Annotated in this window: 13 protein-coding genes; 4 read left to right on the forward strand and 9 right to left on the reverse strand. The window is 37.9% G+C overall.

The annotated features are described in order from the left end of the window. Positions 1 to 31: 31 nt before the first annotated feature. Positions 32 to 163: a hypothetical protein gene (locus HMPREF0669_RS10505; RefSeq protein ID WP_255350760.1), complete on the reverse strand. Its 132-nt coding sequence runs from the start codon at positions 161 to 163 to the stop codon at positions 32 to 34. Positions 164 to 277: 114 nt separating this feature from the next. Between HMPREF0669_RS10505 and HMPREF0669_RS06945 the strand changes: the two genes are divergently transcribed. From HMPREF0669_RS06945 to HMPREF0669_RS06960, 4 genes are all read left to right on the forward strand, one after another. Continuing rightward, positions 278 to 1,288: a hypothetical protein gene (locus HMPREF0669_RS06945; RefSeq protein ID WP_009228193.1), complete on the forward strand. Its 1,011-nt coding sequence runs from the start codon at positions 278 to 280 to the stop codon at positions 1,286 to 1,288. Positions 1,289 to 2,834: 1,546 nt separating this feature from the next. Next, positions 2,835 to 4,496 carry a putative transporter gene (locus tag HMPREF0669_RS06950; protein ID WP_009228192.1) on the forward strand — a complete coding sequence of 554 codons (1,662 nt, stop codon included), beginning with the start codon at positions 2,835 to 2,837 and terminating at the stop codon, positions 4,494 to 4,496. A gap of 822 nt (positions 4,497 to 5,318) precedes the next feature. Then, positions 5,319 to 6,977: a hypothetical protein gene (locus HMPREF0669_RS06955; RefSeq protein ID WP_009228191.1), complete on the forward strand. Its 1,659-nt coding sequence runs from the start codon at positions 5,319 to 5,321 to the stop codon at positions 6,975 to 6,977. A 250-nt stretch (positions 6,978 to 7,227) separates the two neighbouring features. Beyond that, positions 7,228 to 8,949: a glycosyltransferase family 39 protein gene (locus HMPREF0669_RS06960; protein ID WP_009228190.1), complete on the forward strand. Its 1,722-nt coding sequence runs from the start codon at positions 7,228 to 7,230 to the stop codon at positions 8,947 to 8,949. 316 nt (positions 8,950 to 9,265) lie between these two features. Here the strand turns inward: HMPREF0669_RS06960 and HMPREF0669_RS06965 are convergent, their stop codons facing one another. The 8 genes from HMPREF0669_RS06965 to HMPREF0669_RS07000 form a co-directional block, all read right to left on the reverse strand. Then, a complete protein-coding gene (locus tag HMPREF0669_RS06965) occupies positions 9,266 to 11,149 on the reverse strand; it encodes a heavy metal translocating P-type ATPase (protein WP_020967280.1) in 1,884 nt (627 codons plus the stop codon). 34 nt (positions 11,150 to 11,183) lie between these two features. After that, positions 11,184 to 11,807 (reverse strand): WbqC family protein, encoded by a 624-nt coding sequence (locus HMPREF0669_RS06970; RefSeq protein ID WP_020967281.1) that lies wholly within the window; start codon positions 11,805 to 11,807, stop codon positions 11,184 to 11,186. Next, a complete protein-coding gene (locus HMPREF0669_RS06975; RefSeq protein WP_009228187.1) occupies positions 11,804 to 12,217 on the reverse strand; it encodes a S26 family signal peptidase in 414 nt (137 codons plus the stop codon). The genes HMPREF0669_RS06970 and HMPREF0669_RS06975 overlap by 4 nt, the downstream gene beginning before the upstream one ends. A gap of 88 nt (positions 12,218 to 12,305) precedes the next feature. Further along, entirely contained in the window at positions 12,306 to 13,754 is a 1,449-nt protein-coding gene (locus tag HMPREF0669_RS06980; RefSeq protein ID WP_020967282.1) for a S26 family signal peptidase, read from the reverse strand. Positions 13,755 to 13,793: 39 nt separating this feature from the next. Further along, positions 13,794 to 14,549, reverse strand: a complete 756-nt coding sequence (dapB, locus tag HMPREF0669_RS06985; RefSeq protein WP_009228185.1) for a 4-hydroxy-tetrahydrodipicolinate reductase — start codon at positions 14,547 to 14,549, stop codon at positions 13,794 to 13,796. Positions 14,550 to 14,769: 220 nt separating this feature from the next. Next, positions 14,770 to 16,395 carry a murein hydrolase activator EnvC gene (locus HMPREF0669_RS06990; RefSeq protein ID WP_020967283.1) on the reverse strand — a complete coding sequence of 542 codons (1,626 nt, stop codon included), beginning with the start codon at positions 16,393 to 16,395 and terminating at the stop codon, positions 14,770 to 14,772. 128 nt (positions 16,396 to 16,523) lie between these two features. Then, positions 16,524 to 17,501, reverse strand: coding sequence for a DUF4292 domain-containing protein (locus HMPREF0669_RS06995; RefSeq protein ID WP_009228183.1), 978 nt, complete (start codon positions 17,499 to 17,501; stop codon positions 16,524 to 16,526). 69 nt (positions 17,502 to 17,570) lie between these two features. Further along, positions 17,571 to 19,346 carry a tetratricopeptide repeat protein gene (locus HMPREF0669_RS07000; RefSeq protein ID WP_009228182.1) on the reverse strand — a complete coding sequence of 592 codons (1,776 nt, stop codon included), beginning with the start codon at positions 19,344 to 19,346 and terminating at the stop codon, positions 17,571 to 17,573. Positions 19,347 to 19,405: the final 59 nt, after the last annotated feature.

Below are 19,405 nucleotides of genomic sequence, written 5' to 3' on the forward strand. Positions count from 1 at the left end.
TGATTTTAAGAGGATTTCAGTTCTTCTTCAGTTAAAAAGAGATTGAATGAAAAGAAGGAGGATAATGAATATTTATTCTGCCCTCGAACGATAGTAAGACGGAGACTTTTGTAGAGCCATCTCCATCAATAGGGGTTGCATCTGCATCAAATTCATTCTCCATTATACGAACAAACCCATACTCACCGCATAATACGGAAGAGAATTAAGCGGCAAATCTTTTCATAATTAGGCAAACATTCCTATCTTTGCATATAACAATCATACTCAAAGCGACATGAAAGAAAGCTCACAAATCGACGTTGCCGTATTACTTATCTTCTTTAATCGCCCTGAAAAGTTTAAAGAAGTGTTTGCTCAAGTGCAGAAAGCCAAACCCTCGAAGCTCTTTCTTTATCAAGACGGAGCACGACATTCGGGTGATATTGAGGGCATAGAAGCATGCAGAAACATTGCGAGCGAGATTGATTGGGAGTGCGAAGTGCATCAACTTTATCAAGAAAAGAACTATGGTTGCGACCCTTCTGAATTCATTGCACAGCGTTGGGCGTTCTCAATGGTAGACAAATGCATCGTTATAGAAGACGACGACGTGCCCTCGTTAGCGTTCTTTCATTTTTGTAAAAGCATGCTCGACAAGTATGAAAACGACCCTCGAGTGTGGATGATTGCAGGCTTTAATGCTGAAGAAAAGACCGAGGATATAGCGCAAGACTATTTCTTTACGTCTATATTCTCAATATGGGGCTGGGCTTCTTGGCGTCGTGTTATTGACCAATGGGACGAACATTACACCTTTTTAGATAATAAAGAGTCGCTTAACTTACTCACTCATTTGGTGAAAGAACGCAATGTTCGCAACGATTTCTTAGCCATGTGTCACCGCCATAAGCAAACAGGTAAGGCACACTACGAAACCATTTTCTGGGCATCGATGTTGCTCAACAACGGCTTAGCCATTATGCCTACACTTAATTTGGTGAACAACATTGGTGTAACAAGCGATTCAACGCACTTCACAGGATCAACAAACACACTGCCAAAGGGCATTAGAAAGATGTTCACCATGCAACGATTCGAACCAAAGAGCTTCGACAATCACCCCCAATACATCATAGAACACACAGCATATAAAGATCGCATTTATCGTATGAACGCATGGAACAACCCTGCAATAAAGGTAAAATATAGCTTAGAAGAATTGTGGTTGAACTTGCAACGTGGTAATTTCTCGACTATTAAGAATGCTCTTTCCAAGCGAATTAAAAAGTGGTTGAAAATAAATTGAAACATCTTTACCTATTCGACTTCGTCCTTTAGGACCATAACACTAGATATCTTTATTTTGAATAATCATTCTTTTAGAGCTCAACCTCACATAATTCTCTCTAAAAGAATCGGTATTTCATTTTCTTTTTCCATAAAAATTAGGTCTAGAAGGGCATCATTTTATACCACATTAAAATAAGAATACAGATATAAGAGAATGCGCTTTGCCATGAAAAAAAAGGCTGATAAAAACAAGAGGACATTAAGGATTGTTTGAATTTTGCCTACCATTAAGAGATGAAAGCGACAGATTCCAAGAAGGAAAATGCCGCTTTCGGTGTTTAACATGATATGTTAAATGTCTTCAGAACATCGAATCTAAAGTATTATCTCTTTCGAGTTGTCCTACGAATAAGACTCTTTATTTAGCTACATTAGTAGCCCTTGCTTTTCAATTCGATGTCGTCGAGATCTCGATTTATTAAGAGTTGCAGGACTGATTACCTGCTTTTTGTTTTTCAAATCAACTGTTCATCACAGTATTTCTATCATTTAGCCAATCATTCATCTTTCTTTTTCAATATCGTTTCATGAAATTTGAATAATGATAGCATTACTTTCATAATCCAAAATCAAATGAAACAAGATATAATAAGTCTTTAACGATATTTTTTCCTCATGTTTTTCTCATCTAAACTAAAAGTCTTTGCCATCTTTGTTAATACCTTTCTATAACGAAAATGTATTCTATTGGCATAGAAGCATTGTTTAATGAGGATATAAGAACATTGTATTTTTAAAACAAAAACATATCCGATGCAATGCAAGAGGTGTCTGTTTAACTCACAAACACAATAATGGTCAAGATAAACAATTGCGTTTTCAGGTGTCTACGTAAAGGTTTTTTGGCTTTATTATATGCTTTGTTTTATTTTTTCTACAAGCTTTATCAAAACAAAAAGTTTTGCAAAAGCACCTCTTTAATTTATGTTTTACGCCTTAGTTTTGCCCTCTAAAAAAACTGAAGCATTACTTTTGGCATTCAACAAATATTGTTTTGTATACAAATTCTATTTAAAACAAAAGGCACATAGCTCTGTTTTTAATCAAGAGTCTGTGTGTTTCATGATGATTTTTACTTGTTTTTACTGCCTTTTTATGTCCTTTCGATATCAATTTTTACAAAGATAAAAAATAATAAGTATACAAAACAATTTTTATTTACATTATTTTAGCATTTATATATTATTTAATTTATCGTCATATATTTTTGCTATTTAAGTGTAATTTGCAAATACTCTAAACATATCAATGTAAAAGCATTATATTAAGAGATAATATAAGCATTTTTAGAAAGACTTTTTTAAGCTTAAATTGAGAGCTAAACAACAATAAAGATCCATATAAGAGGGTAAAAATATAAACGTATATTAACAATATTGGTTTAACAATTAAAGAGACAAGACTATATATTCACACTTATATTTTAGATATTATCACACTTTTTATTTCATCATTCACCCTCTTTAAATTATCTTTGCACAGAATAATATATAAGAAATAAAATGGAATGGCTTAATGGTTTATTCACCATACACTCTGCACTTCAAACAATAGTTGTACTCTCTTTAATATGTTGCGTGGGTATAATACTTGGCAGAATACGCATAAAAGGCATCTCATTAGGTGTTGCTTTTGTGTTCTTTACAGGTATTATTGCAGGGAACTTTCATCTATCTATCAACGAAGAAATGCTCAATTATGCCGAAACTTTTGGCTTAGTGTTATTCGTTTACACCCTTGGTTTATATGTTGGTCCTAACTTTTTAGGTTCATTACGACACGAAGGGGTGTCACTTAACCTGTGGAGTTTAGCCATAATCATTGCAGGTACGACACTAACTGTGGTTCTTTGGAAGCTAACAGGCATACACATCGGAACCATGACGGGTATTCTTAGCGGTGCAGTAACCAACACTCCAGCCTTAGGAGCAGCTCAACAAGCTCTCGAACACTTAGGGGTTCCAAGTAAAAGTATGGCTCTTAGTTGTGCTGTAACCTATCCCTTTGGTGTTATTGGTGTCATATTTGGACTCATTCTCCTTCGCAAATGGTTCGTAAAGCCTCATCATCTCACAAGTCATTCTCATGCAGATGAAGATCATACTTATATCGCTCAATTTGAAATTACAAATGAAAAACTTCACGAAAAGAAACTTATAGAGATAGGACAAATGACCACTCATAAGTTCATTGTATCGAGAATATGGCGTAAAGGACAACCTATTGTACCTCGTTCACGTGTTGAGCTAATGCTAGGTGATAATGTTTTGGTAGCAACAACTGACAAAGACGTTGATATTTTAACCGCTCTTTTCGGCAAAAAGATCAATACCGACTGGAATAAAGAGAAGATAGATTGGGATCATATCGATACAAAACTAGAGTCAAAGGTGGTTGTTCTCACCCGAGGAGCATTGAATGGAAAGAAGTTAGGCAGTCTTCATTTGCGCAATATATACGATGTTAACGTCAGTAGAGTGATACGTGGAGATATCAAACTACTTGCAACTCCAAACCTAAGACTACAATATGGCGACCGACTTACTATCGTTGGAGAACACGAAGCGCTTAATCGTGTAGAGCGATTTGTGGGTAATGCAGTAAAAACTCTTAGCGAACCGAATCTCGGTGCCATATTCCTTGGAATCATATTAGGACTCGCTTTGGGAACTATTCCTATCTACTTGCCTGGCATGAGTGCCCCTGTTCGACTTGGAATAGCAGGTGGTCCAATCGTAATGGGCATCATCATGGGAGCCCTTTGCCCTCGTCTTCACATCATTTCTTACACCACTCGAAGTGCATCTTTAATGCTTCGACAAATGGGTTTATCGCTATATCTGGCTTGTTTGGGCTTAGATGCAGGCGGAGAGTTCCTCAATACGGTAATGAGACCAGAGGGATTGCTTTGGCTTTTGCTTGGAGCTGTATTAACAATGGTACCGATATTAATTATAGGGGCAATTGCTTTAAAACTCAAGAAGTTCGATTTTGGTTCGGTATGCGGTATCACTTGTGGTGCAATGGCTAACCCAATGGCTCTAACTTACGCCACTGACACCATCGAAGGCGACACACCTGCCGTGAGTTATGCCACTGTTTACCCCCTAGGAATGTTCATTCGAGTAATCATTGCACAAATTCTTGTAATGTTTTTAGCATAAAATCAGACTGCAAAGGTTATTCTTTGCATTTCACCTCGATATGGAACAAGTCCTAATGGCGACCTCGATCCTATTATAAAATTGGCAAAAGAGGAGCAAGTTCCATTGCTGAACCACTACACCGACAAACGTTTTACAACGAAAAAAGAATACTTTAAAGATTCATTTCACCTTAACCATACTGGTGCAACAGCATATACAAAGATGATTGCAAGTGAAATAAAACCGCTATTAAAGTGATTTAATTATATTTTTACCATACAAAAGAAAAGAGAGGGACAATCCTTAAAGGGTTTATTCCTCTCTTTTTCGTATCTATAAAGGTTGGTTTTCATCTGCTCTTCACACCTATTCTTATTTCGTACCTCACTTATTAGCCATTCTTTCTTCTTTTCTCTACCTCCTTATATCCAAATTCAAACATCCACCTTTCCTTTTAAACAACATCCTCAACATTCTTCTGCCTACTTTTACAAAACATTGCGTTGTAAAAGCTATGAAAATGCAATATAAAAGCAATGAGATTACAATAGAATATCAATGCTTTTACCACCCAAAAGCATTGAGTTACAATTTTAATAAAAACGAAACTGAAATATTATTATATGAAACTATTTTAAGTCAAATACATATATTTTTATTCAAAAGAAGATGTTTTTCGATAAATTTATCGTAACTTTGCAACATAAACATTGAGAAGATTATAATTAATAAGGTAAAAAGAATTAGTTAAAGTCGCATACAAAAAGGGCACACACTTTATTTTTGGTGCTAAAAACAATTAGTTCGTGGCTTTAATTACAAGTAAAAAAAAGAAAATTTATGAAGAAAGTTCTACTCACTTTTGGTCTTTGCACCACCATTTTAGCTGCTAATGCACAAGATTTTAATAGTCCAACATGGACTCAAGAGAATGTCGTTTACAAGCAAAAAACCGACGCAGTAAACTCTGCTCCAGTGACAGTCACTGCCAATGGCGATGTTATTACATCATCATCATTCAACACAGGAACACTATCTATTGGCAGTTTGGTGGTTAGAGCCGTTGCAAAAAGCTCTTATATTCAAAAATTGAACGCAGCAGGAACATCACAATGGGCAGTTGCTTTGCTTGGTGCTGCAGAGGTAAAGAGCCTTACTAGCGACACAGATGGTAACATTTACGCTGTTGGTAGCTTTACAGATAAGGTGATATTAACATCAAAAACAGGTGCAACAGAAGCTACAATACAAGGTAGTACAGGCTCTGCTAAATCAGCATTGTTCATTCTAAAGTATAGCAAAGATGGTGCTTTATTGGCTCATAAAGAAGTTGTTTCTGCAGTAGATGCTACAGTTGGGGCTTCAGATAAATATTTTTATGAGCCTTCAGAGGCTGCTTATGTAAGAAGTACAAAGGCAGTTTGGGCTAATAATAAGTTATATTTCACAGCTCAATACACAGGCGTTTCAAATCTAGATGGTGTGGAATTGAAGGGCGATTACTTAGATTATTTCGGTGAGATGTATGTTGATCTTCCAAGAATGTCTGTTCTTTCTGTAGACGCTTCTAATTTAAGTGGGTTAAAAAAAGAATATACTGTTAAGACAGATCTTAATGGTTTAGACTCTCAAACAGGTGTACATAGTCTTAACTTTGCAGTAAACAATGGTACACTTTATGTAGCTTCAGTTGCAACAGGAAAGGTTATTGTAGAAACATCTCATAAGAATGAAACTTTAAATGCAGGCAAAGAGGGAGAAGATTTGAAGTATGGTTTCATCTATTCAGAAGTAAATGGTACAACAACCAATAAGCTTTTCGATGGTGGTAAGCTTGCAACTTTGAATAGTAATAATATCATTAGTGCCCTAACAGTTGACGATTCAAACGTATATGTTGCAGGAACTTATAACACAAACAACGTGTTTGGTAAATCAGTTACATTCCAAGGCGGTTCAGATAGCTTCGTTGCAGCATTCAAAAAAGGCACAACTGATGCGCTATGGGTTGTTAATAGCGACATAAACGAAGGCGATGCACTCAAATACTCTGAAAGAGTTACAGGTTTGGTATTAGCAGATAACAAGCTACTTTTAACTGGTTATACAGAAGAAACAACAGACCATACAATAAAATCTGGTTTCGTTTATAACGTAACAACCACTGGAACAAAGACAAGTGCAGGCTCAAATGTGGTATTAGCCGTTGCAAATGACAGCAAACAAGTGGTTACTTCAAGTATAGATGAGCTTAAAGCAGTGTTCAAAGGTTATGCCTTATCAACAACTGCAGGCATCAATCAACTTACAGAAACAAACAGCGTGGTACGCAATGGTAACCTTTTCAGCTTCGAAAAAGCACAAGATGCAGTTGTAGTTGACTTACAAGGACGTGTTGTTCTACGTGCTTCTAACGCCACAACTCTATCTGTAGACAACCTTGTTAAAGGTGTTTACATCTTAAAAGCTGGTACAAAAGCAGTGAAATTTGTGAAGTAAAGAACTTTCATAGAATATTATTTTAAGCGGTAGAGCAAAGGAGTTATTCCAGAGTTCTACCGCTTTTTTACGACAAAACATAATAATTGTAAAATAAAAATATTGTTTTTTAAAATTAAAAGTATTACTTTTGCATTATAAGAACATATATTTTAATGCTTAAAGGTATTGTATTTAGAAAGTGATTTACCTCTCAAGAAGTTTCAATTCGTTAAGTATCAGGTATAAATAACACTCTAAAGAAATCATAATGCGCAGAAATTTACTCCTTATAGTGAGCATTCTTACAGTGCTTCCTTTCATTGGTTTAACTCTATTCTACTCGAAAGGAGAACCAAGAGAGGCTGTTGTTGCATTGTCAATGTTAAACGATGGAAACTGGATTCTACCCATAAACAATGGCGGAGACATTCCTTATAAACCACCATTTTTTCACTGGTGCATTGCTCTTGCGTCATTATTACAAGGCTATGTCAGTGAGTTCACGGCACGTTTCCCATCTGCTTTATCGCTCATTGCAACCACTTTAGGCACTTATTGTTTTTATTCCAAGCGCAAAGATTCTGTCATTGCAATGATTGCAGCCTTTCTTGTACTCACAAACTTTGAGTATCACCGAGCTGGAATGGCATCAAGAGTAGACATGATGCTGGCTTTTTTCATAGTGATGGCATTGTTTCTATTCTACAGATGGTGGGAAAAAGGAGCTCAAAGATTACCCTATGGCGCAATAATAGCAATGACAGGCGGTGTGTTAACCAAAGGTCCCATAGGCTTAATCTTACCTTGTTTGGTAATGTGGACATTCTTTTTATTGCGTGGTGAAAATCTCTTTAGAACCACATTACGCTTTACGTTATATGGAATAATGGCGTGCATTGTTCCCGCTTTGTGGTATATTGCAGCCTACAAGCAAGGTGGCGATACCTTTTTAGCATTGGTGATAGAAGAGAATTTCGGACGAATGATGGGCAAAATGACTTACGACTCGCACATACATCCATTCACTTACAACTTCACTTCACTATTAGCGGGTTGGCTTCCTTACACCCTTTTGGCTTTAATTGGCTTATTCTTTGTTTCTTGGAAAGATGGAATGAGACAATTGAAAGTGTGCTTTAAGAACACAAAAGGAAGCAAAAAAGTAGCAATACTATTAGAAAAAGCAAAGAAATCAGATCCTCTTGAATTGTTTTCGTGGCTCTCTTTTGGTTTAATATTGTTGTTTTTCTGCTTCCCTTCAAGCAAACGTAGCACCTATTTATTACCTTGCTATCCCTTTATGGCTTATCTCTTGGCACGTTATATATTGTGGCTTGCCAGCGAAAAACAACGTGCCTTACGCCTGTTTATAACCATCATGTGCATTATTGGCATTATTTTTACCACTGCTTTTGTTATTATTAGAATGGATTTGGTGCCTCCAAGTTTGTTAAATGGTAAGCATGCGCTCAATAATATACTGATGTTGCGTTCACTTTCAGCAAGTAATCTCAATGTATTTGAATGGTTTTTAGCATTACTTCCAATGCTATTGGGAATTGGTTTGTTAGTTTGGTTGGAGATTAAACGAAACTCTTTATGGGCACACGAACTACTTGTTGCAATGTTCTTACCTGTCTTTGCATTGTATTTCACCCTCGATGGCGTTATACTCCCACGTTTATTGGCTACTCAAAGCGATAAAGAAGTAGGAGAATACATTATGTATCACTACCCCAAGGAACCTCTTTATAGCTATATTGAGAGTAATATGATGCACTTTTTTTGCATGAATTTCTATGCAAACAATCGTATTCGACAATTCGATCTCGACCACCCAAAGAACGGAATACTGCTCATTTCGGAAAGTGAAATAAACAAATGGATGAAGAAATATCCTACTTATCAATTTAAGTTGATTGCAAAAACACAACGAAAGAGAACAGAAACTAAGGATATTATTTTATTTATTCGATTTGAAAGAAGATAATCTATAAGAGCAACATCAGGGATGTTGCTCTTACTCTTTTATTCTCTTCTGTCTCAAGAATATAGACACCACCATACAATAGCATTGCTTTTAGATTGCAAAAGCATAACTTTTAGTTTGTAATAACATTGAGTTTGCATTCCAAAAGTTATGTAATTGCAAGCAAAGATAAATAAGGAACATTCTCAATAATAATGAAAATCATTTGCACCACTATATTATTTGCTTTCAAATGAAAACAAAATCTACAAAAGGAAATGACAATTTTGGGGTATAATATACAAGAAAAAGAGGGCAAAAACACTGCCCTCTTCTCTTATTTCTTTTGCCAAATAAGCTTGCTTGCATTCAAAACAGCTAATAAAGTAACGCCTGTATCGGCAAAAACAGCCATCCAAATATTAGCAAACCCAAATATGCCGAGCAACATCACCACCACTTTAATGCCAATAGAAAGATACACATTCTGCCAAACAACGCTCTTAATGCGTTTGGTTAGCGCAATGGCAGTGGCTAAAAGCATTGGTTTATCGGTTTGAAGAACCACATCTGCCGTTTCGATAGCAACGTCGCTACCCATCGCTCCCATCGCAACTCCCACGTCACTAACAGCCAATACGGGTGCATCGTTAATGCCATCGCCCACAAAAGCCACTTTATTAGCAGTACTTTTAAGGCTTTCTAAGTGGCTCACTTTACCCTCAGGAAGAAGGTTTCCGTGTGCTTCTTCAATGCCAATGCTCTGCGCTATACTTTCCACAAGAGCCTGTTTGTCGCCCGAAAGCACCACTGTTTTATGCACTCCAACAGCATTTAACGCCTCAACAAGCTGTTCTGTGTCGTCTTTTAGCTCGTCTTCTAACACGATATGACCCACATATTCGTTGTTATAAGCACACACAACCAGCGTGGAAGCTAAGGAAGTGAGATGTGAGGGTACGGCTATTGCATGCTTTTCAAGTAGCTTTGTGGTTCCAACCAACCATTTTTCGCCTGCAATAAGGGCCTCAATTCCATAGCCTGCACGTTCTGTTAAGGTGTCAATCTCTACTTTATGATCGCCTATTTCTACCCCTTTCGTCACTGCTTTTGCCAATGGATGGGTGCTATTTTGCTCGATGATAGCCACCGTTTTTAGATGATTATGATTATCGAAGCAACACTCTTTTACTTTAAAAGAGCCTGTTGTGAGCGTTCCTGTCTTATCAAATACCACCGTATCGACCTCTGATAGGGCATCAATAAAATTACTTCCCTTAAACAATATACCTCGCTTTGCAGCCGAACCGATACCTGCAAAATAGGTTAAAGGTACGCTAATGACCAGTGCGCAGGGACAAGATATCACCAAAAAGATGAGCGCACGATGGAGCCATGTGCTGAATTCGTAGTTGAATTGGGGTGAGATGAGCGAATAAACAAAGGGCAATAGCACTGTGAGGAGAGTCAAAATGAGTACTATTGGGGTGTATTTATTGGCAAAACGACGTATAAACACATCGGTAGGAGCCTTGCGTTCGGCAGCCTCTTCCACCATATTCATAATACGAGCAATGGCAGATTGATCGGCTTTTCGAGTGACCTTTACTTGTAACTTGGCGTTGGTGGCAATCGAACCTGCAAACACTTCTTTTCCACTTTGCACCAAAACAGGAACCGACTCGCCTGTTATAGCAGCCATGTTCAATGTTGCTTCCTTGGTAATCAAACAACCATCGAGTGCCAATTGCTCTCCTGGTAGCACCTCAACAACATCTCCTATCTCTACATTCTCGGGCTTTTCGCTCACCCATTCGTCGTTCTTCAACACCCGCACAGCATGTGTTTGCAATGTAAGCATAGCCTTAATGTGGTCTCTTGCCTTGTCAACTGCTTTGTCTTGCAATTCTTCTCCAATGCAATAGAGCAACATCACGGCCACAGCTTCGGGCAATTCACCAATGGCAAAGGCTCCTATTGCAGCCACAGACATCAGCACTTGATCGCCCATCCACTCACGATGCCACAGCGAATGCAATCCCATTTGAACCACATCTTTGCCTACTGGAATGAAAGCCACAATGTACCAAAGATAACGAACGTATGTGTTTGCAAACCAAGAAACGTGGGTTGCGTCGAGAACAAGGCCTAAAATGAGGAGAAAAGTAGACAAAATGATGCCTAAGGGCGATTGTTCTGATTCTTCATATGTATGTTCCATAACGATAAAATTTAATAAATTAAAGTGTTTTTTGTTATATAAGATAGAGTATTGACTCGTTTCCTTGATTGCAAAGAAGGTCAATAATACTCATTTTTTCTAAGAATCCGTGTCGCTGTTGATACACTTGATAATAGGGTTTTGATGTAAAATCGAGATCAACAGGGGCGTTTTTGGGTCGAATAAGCTCTCTAAAGTCATTTTCATCGCATGGCTCTACAAAGCTTGTTGTGGGCTGAATGTTGGGCGAAATCTGTAGAAGTTCACACATTTTTGTGGTGATCTCCCAGTTAAAATCAAAGAGAAAACGATACTTTTTCTCGAAAAATGGGCGCAAATCGTCGGCATAATACTCGAAGAAAGGACTGTCGTTATAAGCCGAAACTAAGGCATTCCAATGCACATGACGCCAGTTTGCATGGTCACTAATGCGTATGTCTTTCATAAGTATTTTGCCTTTGCTTTCCAATTGCACTCCTCTTTCAACAGGAATAGTGAGTGATAAGGGTCCATTGGCAGAGGCAATGACACATCTATTGCGGTAGGTTTGCTTCACAAAGCTTTCGTGTTGCTCTATAAAACAATTGGAATGGCGCACCAATTTCTGATACCATTGAATCGGACCGAAGTATGTTGACGATAATATTGCTTTGCTCATAAGTTAAGAAATAAGAGGTGTTTCACCCTTCCCTCAATGTCATGACGACACACAACATGCATTTTTCCATTGCATTTCACCACGATATAGCCACCATTTACACAACAACTGCATGGACATTGTGGGCGAACTGGCACCACAAAGAGCTGCTTTTCGATGGTAATAGTATCGCCAGGAAGAGCCACTATCTGCCCTATATATCTATTTTTGCAGTGCATCAGCACCTTATCTCCACGCTGAATGGGGGCAAGAGGTAGCTTATTCACCATCACAAGCTCGGTATTTTGAGTGGTTTGAGAACCCTTTTCAACCGAAACAAGATAGAGGGTGAATGCCCATCTGCGTACAATAAACACCAATAAAAGGGCTATTGCGAAGATAAGAGCAAATCGAATGCACTTGTTTATCATGCGGTTTATGATAAAAAGGCAGTGTAACCCCCTTGTAAGAGTATTTCTTTCTGCCTTTTTTCTTTTCTCTTTCTATCTTAAAGAAGTGTTATTTAATGTTGTCTACCATGTTAAACATACGACTCCAACGTATTCCTTTAAATCCATTTCTATCGGGATCAGATGAGAACCAAATAAATATTGGCTTACCAACAACGTGATCTTCGGGCACAAAACCCCAGTAACGAGAGTCTGCAGAGTTATGTCTATTGTCGCCCATCATCCAATAATAGTCTAACTTAAAGGTGTATTTATTAGCCAATTTACCATTGATATAAATCTTTCCGTTGGTTACTTTCAAGTCGTTTCCTTCATAAACACGAATCGGACGCTCGTATATTGCGATGTTATTGATATTCAATTCAACGCTAGAACCTTTCTTTGGAATCCAAATAGGACCATAGTTGTCTCGTGTCCAGCCTGTAACTGCATTCAAAGGATAAACATCTCCAGTGATAGTATCAGTGTTTAAGCGAATACTTGCAACCAAACCTTTTTGCGAAGCCAATACCTTTGCGGCCTTATAGGTAAGTGGAAGATATCCATTTGTGTTGAGAGAAGCAATATCTTCGTTAGATATTCCGAGCTGAGTGATAAGCTCTTCGGGCAGAGTTTGCTTCAATTTCACATAATAAGTATATTGAACATTCTCTGGTTCCTTGTTAGCTTTACCATTAATGTATACAATTCGGTTCTTAATTTGCAATGTTTGACCAGGCAATCCCACGCATCTCTTCACGTAATTCTCACGTCTATCAGTAGGACGAGCAGTGATATCACCATATTCTGAAGGGTGATTTGCAATGTAATTGCGACCCATTGCATATAGTTCCTTAAAGAAATTATATTGCTGTTCGGTATTTAATTGGTTGATATCAACAGGGTTTAGAGCTGTTTGATCATAGATTTGCTTACCCAACCTATACACTTCTTGATAGTAATCTGCCGCTTGCCAGCGTGAATCATTCATGATTGTGTCGCCCGCAGGAAAGTTAAATACAACGATATCGTTAAGCTTTACGTTTCCAAGACCATCGACACGACGATAGTCCCAATGTGGAACATCGATGTAACTCTTGCACCCAAACAAAGGAAGAGTGTGTTGAGTGAGCGGCATTGTCAATGGAGTTTGAGGAATGCGAGGGCCATAACTCAACTTACTTACAAAGAGATAATCTCCTGTTAGCAATGACTTTTCGAGCGAAGACGATGGAATGACATAGTTTTGGAAGAAGAATTGATTGATGAAATACACCGCAACGAGTGCAAATACCAATGCATCTACCCAGCTCATAACGAACCTTACGGGTGCTTCTGCATCCTTCCACCACTGCCAACGAATCTTTTTTGAGATGTAAGCATCATAGATAAAGGGCACAATAATGAGTCCTAACCAACTTTTAACCCAGTATAAAAAGGCCAAATAGAGCAGTGTAACGACAATAAACTTAGTCCATTGCATCTTCATATTCAATTTTTTATCTTCTCTTCTAACCATGATTTCTCTTTTAATATCTTGTTGAATGTGTGTTATTTTCTAAAAATTAAAAAGATTGTTGATGCCCAATAAACCTGTATTTTGTTGAGTATATTCGGCTGCAAGCACCGCTCCAAGTGCAAATCCTTTACGAGAATGAGCACTGTGAGTGATGGTAATCGAATCTTCTTCGCTATCATAAGCAATGGTGTGTGTACCATTTTCTTCGCCTAAACGAATACTATCGATGGGCAAATCGCTTGTTGTGAAGGTGCAATCAGGCTCTGTTACACCCTCTTCGGTGATCAACAAGCCCTTTTTCCATTGCTTTTTACGATCTAATTGCTTCACCATTTCGTTGGCAAGAGTGATGGCTGTGCCCGAAGGAGCATCTTTTTTATGAACGTGATGTGTTTCTTCTATCACGCAATCGTATTGTGGAAAGCCGTTCATTAGTTGTGCTAAACGTTTGTTAAGGGCTGCAAATATTGCCACACCAACCGAGAAATTAGATGCCCAAAACAAGGTTTTACCTTCATTTTTGCATAGAGTTGCCAATTCATCTCTATGTTCTTCGAACCAACCAGTGCTTCCCGACACCACTTTTACATTGTGTTCGAATGCCTTTCTCACATTATTATAGGCTGTAGAGGGCGATGTAAACTCTATTGCTACATCTGCTTTGGCAAATGCTTCGCTATCAAAATCGTTTTGATTGTCGACATCTATCTTGCAAACTACTTGATGTCCACGTTGCAGAGCCACATCTTCTATCATGTGTCCCATCTTTCCATACCCAATTAATGCTATGTTCATATTTGTTGATTTCTTTGTTTTTATTTTTCGTTATTATTGTGCTCTTTTATTAAGATGATTGACAGAGCGTTACAAAAGCATTGTTATTAGATGATAATAACATTGATTTTATAGTGCAATCTCAATGCTTTTGCACTGCAATAGCTATGCTTTTATTTTTGACCTATATTGCTATGGCCTAAACATCTCAACACCATTGTTTTACATGTATGATGTTATTTTAGCGTCCGAGCCATGCTTCAGGATTCAATTTAGCTGTTTCTCGACGTAGTTGGAACTGCAAAATATTATCTGAACCCACTGCTCCGAGCGTTTGACGAGTAGACACTTTCTGTCCTTTCGATACGTTTACTGAACGCAAGTTACAATAAACTGAAATGTAAGCACCATGTCGAACCATCACAACCATTGAGCCACTGAATCCAAACACTGCACTCACTTCACCATCATAGATGGCTCTTGCTTGACAACCTGCATTGCCTAAGATGTTTATTCCCTTATTATCTAGGGTTACATTCTTTAGTCCTTCTACATTATATTGACCAAAATGACTCACAATTTTGTAGCTACCTGTGATAGGAATAGGTAGTCTTCCCTTGTTAGCTTCAAAGCCTCCGCTCAACATTCTGTCTACACTATTCATGCGTTGGGCATCTTCTACGCTCTTTTTTGCATTCGAAATGTCTCGTTGATTGCGCTCTTCTTCTGCCTGAGCTTTACGTTCTGTGGCAACACGAGCAGCCTCTGCTTCACGTGCAAGTTGCTCTGCTTGCTTGCGTTTTGCCATATCTTCGGCTCTTTCTGCAGCTCTTGCTTCAGCTTTTAAGTGCTCTTCTCGAGCCTTTGCCTCGGCAATTCGTTTTGCATTCTCACGTGCAGCAGCTTCAGCAGCCGCCTTTTTTCGAGCCAATTCTTCAGCCTTTCGCTTTGCTTCGGCAGCCGCTTCGGCACGTCGTTTGGTCTCTTCTGCAGCACGAGCACGGGCTTTTGCCACTTCTTCTGCAATGAGAGCATCTATCTTTTTATTGAGTTCTGCGTCTTTTTGACGTTGCTCTGCAATGACGCTTTGAATGGTTTTTTGTTGCTGTTGCAATGAGGCTACCACTTTCTTTTGTTCTCCTTGCTGTCCTTCTAACGCCTTTTTTTCTTGTTTTCCCTTATAAAGTAGGGTATTTTTTTGTCCTTTCACGACATTCAACTGCTGATTTTTCTCGCCAATTTGCTGTTGTTTCAACTTGATAATGTCGCCTTGCGCCTTTTGATAGGCTGCATATTCTTTCACAAAACGCATTCTTCTGTAGAGCTGTGTCAAGCTTTCGGCACTGAAAATGAACATCATATTTTCTTGAATGTTATGATGTTTGGCAGAATATCGTAGCGATTTGATATACTTTTCTTTATGTTGATTGAGCTGACTCTGTAGGTTTTGGAGCTGAACTGTTAAGATTCCAATGTTATTATCAATGCCATGGATATCTTGTTGTATGCCTTCTATGTTCTTTTGGCGTTCGTCTATCTGTGTATTAAGCACTAAAAGGTCTTGCAATCTCTTCTTTACATCGGCTTGATTGGCACGTAATGCTTTCTCTTGTTGCCTTATTTTTTGTTGAATTTGATTGCGTTCTGCCTGCAATCCCTTAATGGCTGGGGTTGAATAGCTAGTTGCCTTGCTTTTAGATGTAGTTTTCTTTGTAGCAGAGTGTTTAGGTGTTATAGTACGTTGCTTATTGTTTGTGGTCACTTTTGGGGTGGTTGTATGACGTGAATTGGTTGCTTTTCGACGTGTTTGCGCCGATAAACTCATTGTAAATACAACCAGAAGAAGTGATAATAGTTGTTTTTTCATTTTTAATTTATAATGTCTTTACATTATTATATCTAAAGAAAAAGTACCTAGAGAGGGACTTTTTATTTCTCGATTGATGCTACTTGGGCAACTTATTGATGTGCTTGGGACTTGCCTGTGCTACCTCTTTAGAAGCCTGCCGACATGATTTTACCTAACACATCTTGTGCTTCTATCTTTTTATATCTATCTGATAGGGTTGTTCTTTCTTCCCAGTCGCTGTCGGTTTTTACTTCATTCATTGATATTTTGATGGTTGCCTGCTTTTGTTTTTGCATGGCATTGGTGCTTAACTGGAATTCTTGTTCAGCTGGAAATGACTTTACTCCCACGCTTTTAAAGTTGTTATATTTCCATGTTAGCAATGATATTCCGTGGTCGGCACTATTGTATTGCACTGCAACATCACTTATTCTGCCATCTGTTTTATCGGCTTTCCACTCGTATTTGAACTTGTCTTTCGAGAAAGTAATGATGTTTTGAGATGCGTTATCGGCTGCTAATTTCACGTCATATTTCTTTAAGTCGCTTTCTGTTACATTGTTTTGACCTGGCAAAAGCAATTGGTTCCAGAACAAAGACTGCAGACTATAAAAATTTAATCCATTGGTTTTAAGGAAGTCTATCTGTGAGTAATCGCCCTTAATGTATTCTCTATGCAAGCGATCTACAACGAGAACGTAGTCGGGAGTGAACTCTAATCGACCCACTTCGGTACCTAATAGAGGAATAAATAGTTGCAAACGAATAACCTTATTCTTGCGCATTTTGATTGAACCAGGTAGGTTTATAGACTTATTTCCTGCGTTTAATGAAAATGACATCGATCCTGTTATGTTGTCATTAAACACCTTTGTGTCGGCAACTTTTTGTATAAAGGCAAGTTTTAGCAATGCTTCGCTATTCTCTTTCTTTGCTACTTGAGGTGCTGTTGTGGTGTTATTCATAGCAACCACCTTATTATTGTCTTTCACAAGCTGCTTTTTTGCGCCACAAGCACTAAGCAACAACACTGCGAAGAACATCGTAATTGCTTTCAATTGCAGTTGTTTGCGTTGTTTATTGTTTATTCCTTTCATAGTCTTTACCTTTCTTTTTCTATTCATTTCCTGTGTTATCTGGATTTTGTTACATCTCTTTCTCTGGTTATTTCCATTGCAGAAATGTCCTTCTTTTTATTCTTTTATATATTTCTTTTCTTTAATTTTTTGCTGAAGTAGCTTGTTATTGCCATCTTTTGCCAATGCCTTTTGCCAATATTCAAGGGCTTTTTGCGCATCATTAGCCATGAAAGAGATATCTCCTGCATGCTCTAATACCACCGCAGTAATACTCTCTTGTGACTCATTTGCAACAGCTTTTTCAATATATTCCAATGCTTCTGGATAGCGTTTCTGCATAAATAAGATCCAAGCATAGGTGTCTAAGTAAGTCGAATTCTTTGGTTCTGCCAATACAGTCTTTAGACTCATCGATGCAGCTTTATCCAAATCCTGACCCTTTTCGCTTAAGAAATAAGCATAATTGTTCAATGTATTGATGTGATTAGGGTTCCATTCAAGACACTTTTCGTATGCTTCGAACGCCTTGTCTCTATTCTCTTGCTTTTCATAGAGGTCGCCAATGATAGAATAGAAGTCTGCAACTACATTTGGATCACTTTCGTTATTCACCTGTTCTACAGCTTTTAAAAGTGTTTGAAGTGCCTCTTTCGACTGGTCTTTCTGTATGTATGATAAACCAAGAAAATAATAAAAAGCTAAGAAACTAGGTGATTTCTCTACCCCTTCTTTTGATAATTGTATCACATCATCCCACTTTTGATGATTCCAAGCATCTTTAATCAGTTCAAAACGCACATTGTCTCTACCAGAACTAAGCGTTAATATACGAGTTAAAAGAATATTGATACTGTCTTGAGGCATTTTTTTTACAATCATGTAACCTACTTTTAGCTCCATCACTTGAACGTCTTTAGGATTAACGGCAATCACCTTATCAAGCAAGTTCAGTATCACTGTGCTGTCTACTTTATTCTTTTCGCTTTCAAGAATAAGGCGTTTAAAGATATTCTCTTTGGTTTCATAAGGTGTATGAGGGTTTAGAAGAATGTTATTTTGCACTTCTTGCGCCTTAATAGCATTGTTTGTTGCCACATAATAGTCGTAAACCGATTCTAACACGCCTGGATCTTCTGGATAATTCTTCAACAACTTTGAAAAAATAGCAAAGGCATCACTCTTGCGATTTTTGTTCATTAACCAGTTGGCAACCATCAATTGACTATCTATAGTGCCCTTATTCTCTTCGGCATACTTCTTTAATACATTGTAAGCCTCTTTCTTTTTGCCCTGCATCTCATATACCTGAACCTTTGCAAGCATGTATTCTTCGCTCTTTCCGTTAATATTTTCGAGTTCAGTTAATATGTGCAAGACATCATCGTAACGTCTTTCTTGACGATACATATAGAGCAATAGGTTGAGTGTTTGCGTGTTGCTTTTGTCGTTTCTCACCATTTCTTCGTATAAAGGAATGGCTTTATCGAATTTTTCTTGTTTGAGATAGCAATAGCCTAACAGGTCTTTATAATCACGATTGTTGGGATTTAGTTCGACAGCCTTAACGCAATCGATGAGTGCAAGACTATCTTTTCCGCTCTCTGCGTTGATTCTTGCACGATAGAAAAGAGCGTTTTCGTTTTTTCTATCCAACTCTATTGCCTTGCTAAGTGCCACAAGTGCCGAGTCGTTTTGTGCTTTAAGATGATATCGAACGGCATCAAGAAAGTAAAAGTTACTATTCTTTTCGTTTTCGGTCAATAGCGAATTGGGATCTACAGCCTCACTCTTTAAGGTCTTTTTGTCTTGTGCATTCACTTCAATAGCACAGATTGCTAGAAGCACAACCAATGCAATAAGAGTTTTTAAGCCAGTGTTTTTCTTTTTCATTTCTCGCTACTCCTTTTGTTTCTAATCATTCGTTATGTTTAAATACGTTGTTAGTGATG

Source organism: Prevotella sp. oral taxon 299 str. F0039 (assembly GCF_000163055.2).
In the GTDB taxonomy this organism is placed as follows: domain Bacteria; phylum Bacteroidota; class Bacteroidia; order Bacteroidales; family Bacteroidaceae; genus Prevotella.

Bases quoted from the DNA above. Each gene is read 5' to 3' on its own strand.
- HMPREF0669_RS10505 (WP_255350760.1), bottom strand. From the start codon at position 163: ATGGAGAATGAATTTGATGCAGATGCAACCCCTATTGATGGAGATGGC.
- HMPREF0669_RS06945 (WP_009228193.1), top strand. From the start codon at position 278: ATGAAAGAAAGCTCACAAATCGACGTTGCCGTATTACTTATCTTCTTT.
- HMPREF0669_RS06950 (WP_009228192.1), top strand. From the start codon at position 2,835: ATGGAATGGCTTAATGGTTTATTCACCATACACTCTGCACTTCAAACA.
- HMPREF0669_RS06955 (WP_009228191.1), top strand. From the start codon at position 5,319: ATGAAGAAAGTTCTACTCACTTTTGGTCTTTGCACCACCATTTTAGCT.
- HMPREF0669_RS06960 (WP_009228190.1), top strand. From the start codon at position 7,228: ATGCGCAGAAATTTACTCCTTATAGTGAGCATTCTTACAGTGCTTCCT.
- HMPREF0669_RS06965 (WP_020967280.1), bottom strand. From the start codon at position 11,149: ATGGAACATACATATGAAGAATCAGAACAATCGCCCTTAGGCATCATT.
- HMPREF0669_RS06970 (WP_020967281.1), bottom strand. From the start codon at position 11,807: ATGAGCAAAGCAATATTATCGTCAACATACTTCGGTCCGATTCAATGG.
- HMPREF0669_RS06975 (WP_009228187.1), bottom strand. From the start codon at position 12,217: ATGATAAACAAGTGCATTCGATTTGCTCTTATCTTCGCAATAGCCCTT.
- HMPREF0669_RS06980 (WP_020967282.1), bottom strand. From the start codon at position 13,754: ATGGTTAGAAGAGAAGATAAAAAATTGAATATGAAGATGCAATGGACT.
- dapB (WP_009228185.1), bottom strand. From the start codon at position 14,549: ATGAACATAGCATTAATTGGGTATGGAAAGATGGGACACATGATAGAA.
- HMPREF0669_RS06990 (WP_020967283.1), bottom strand. From the start codon at position 16,395: ATGAAAAAACAACTATTATCACTTCTTCTGGTTGTATTTACAATGAGT.
- HMPREF0669_RS06995 (WP_009228183.1), bottom strand. From the start codon at position 17,501: ATGAATAGAAAAAGAAAGGTAAAGACTATGAAAGGAATAAACAATAAA.
- HMPREF0669_RS07000 (WP_009228182.1), bottom strand. From the start codon at position 19,346: ATGAAAAAGAAAAACACTGGCTTAAAAACTCTTATTGCATTGGTTGTG.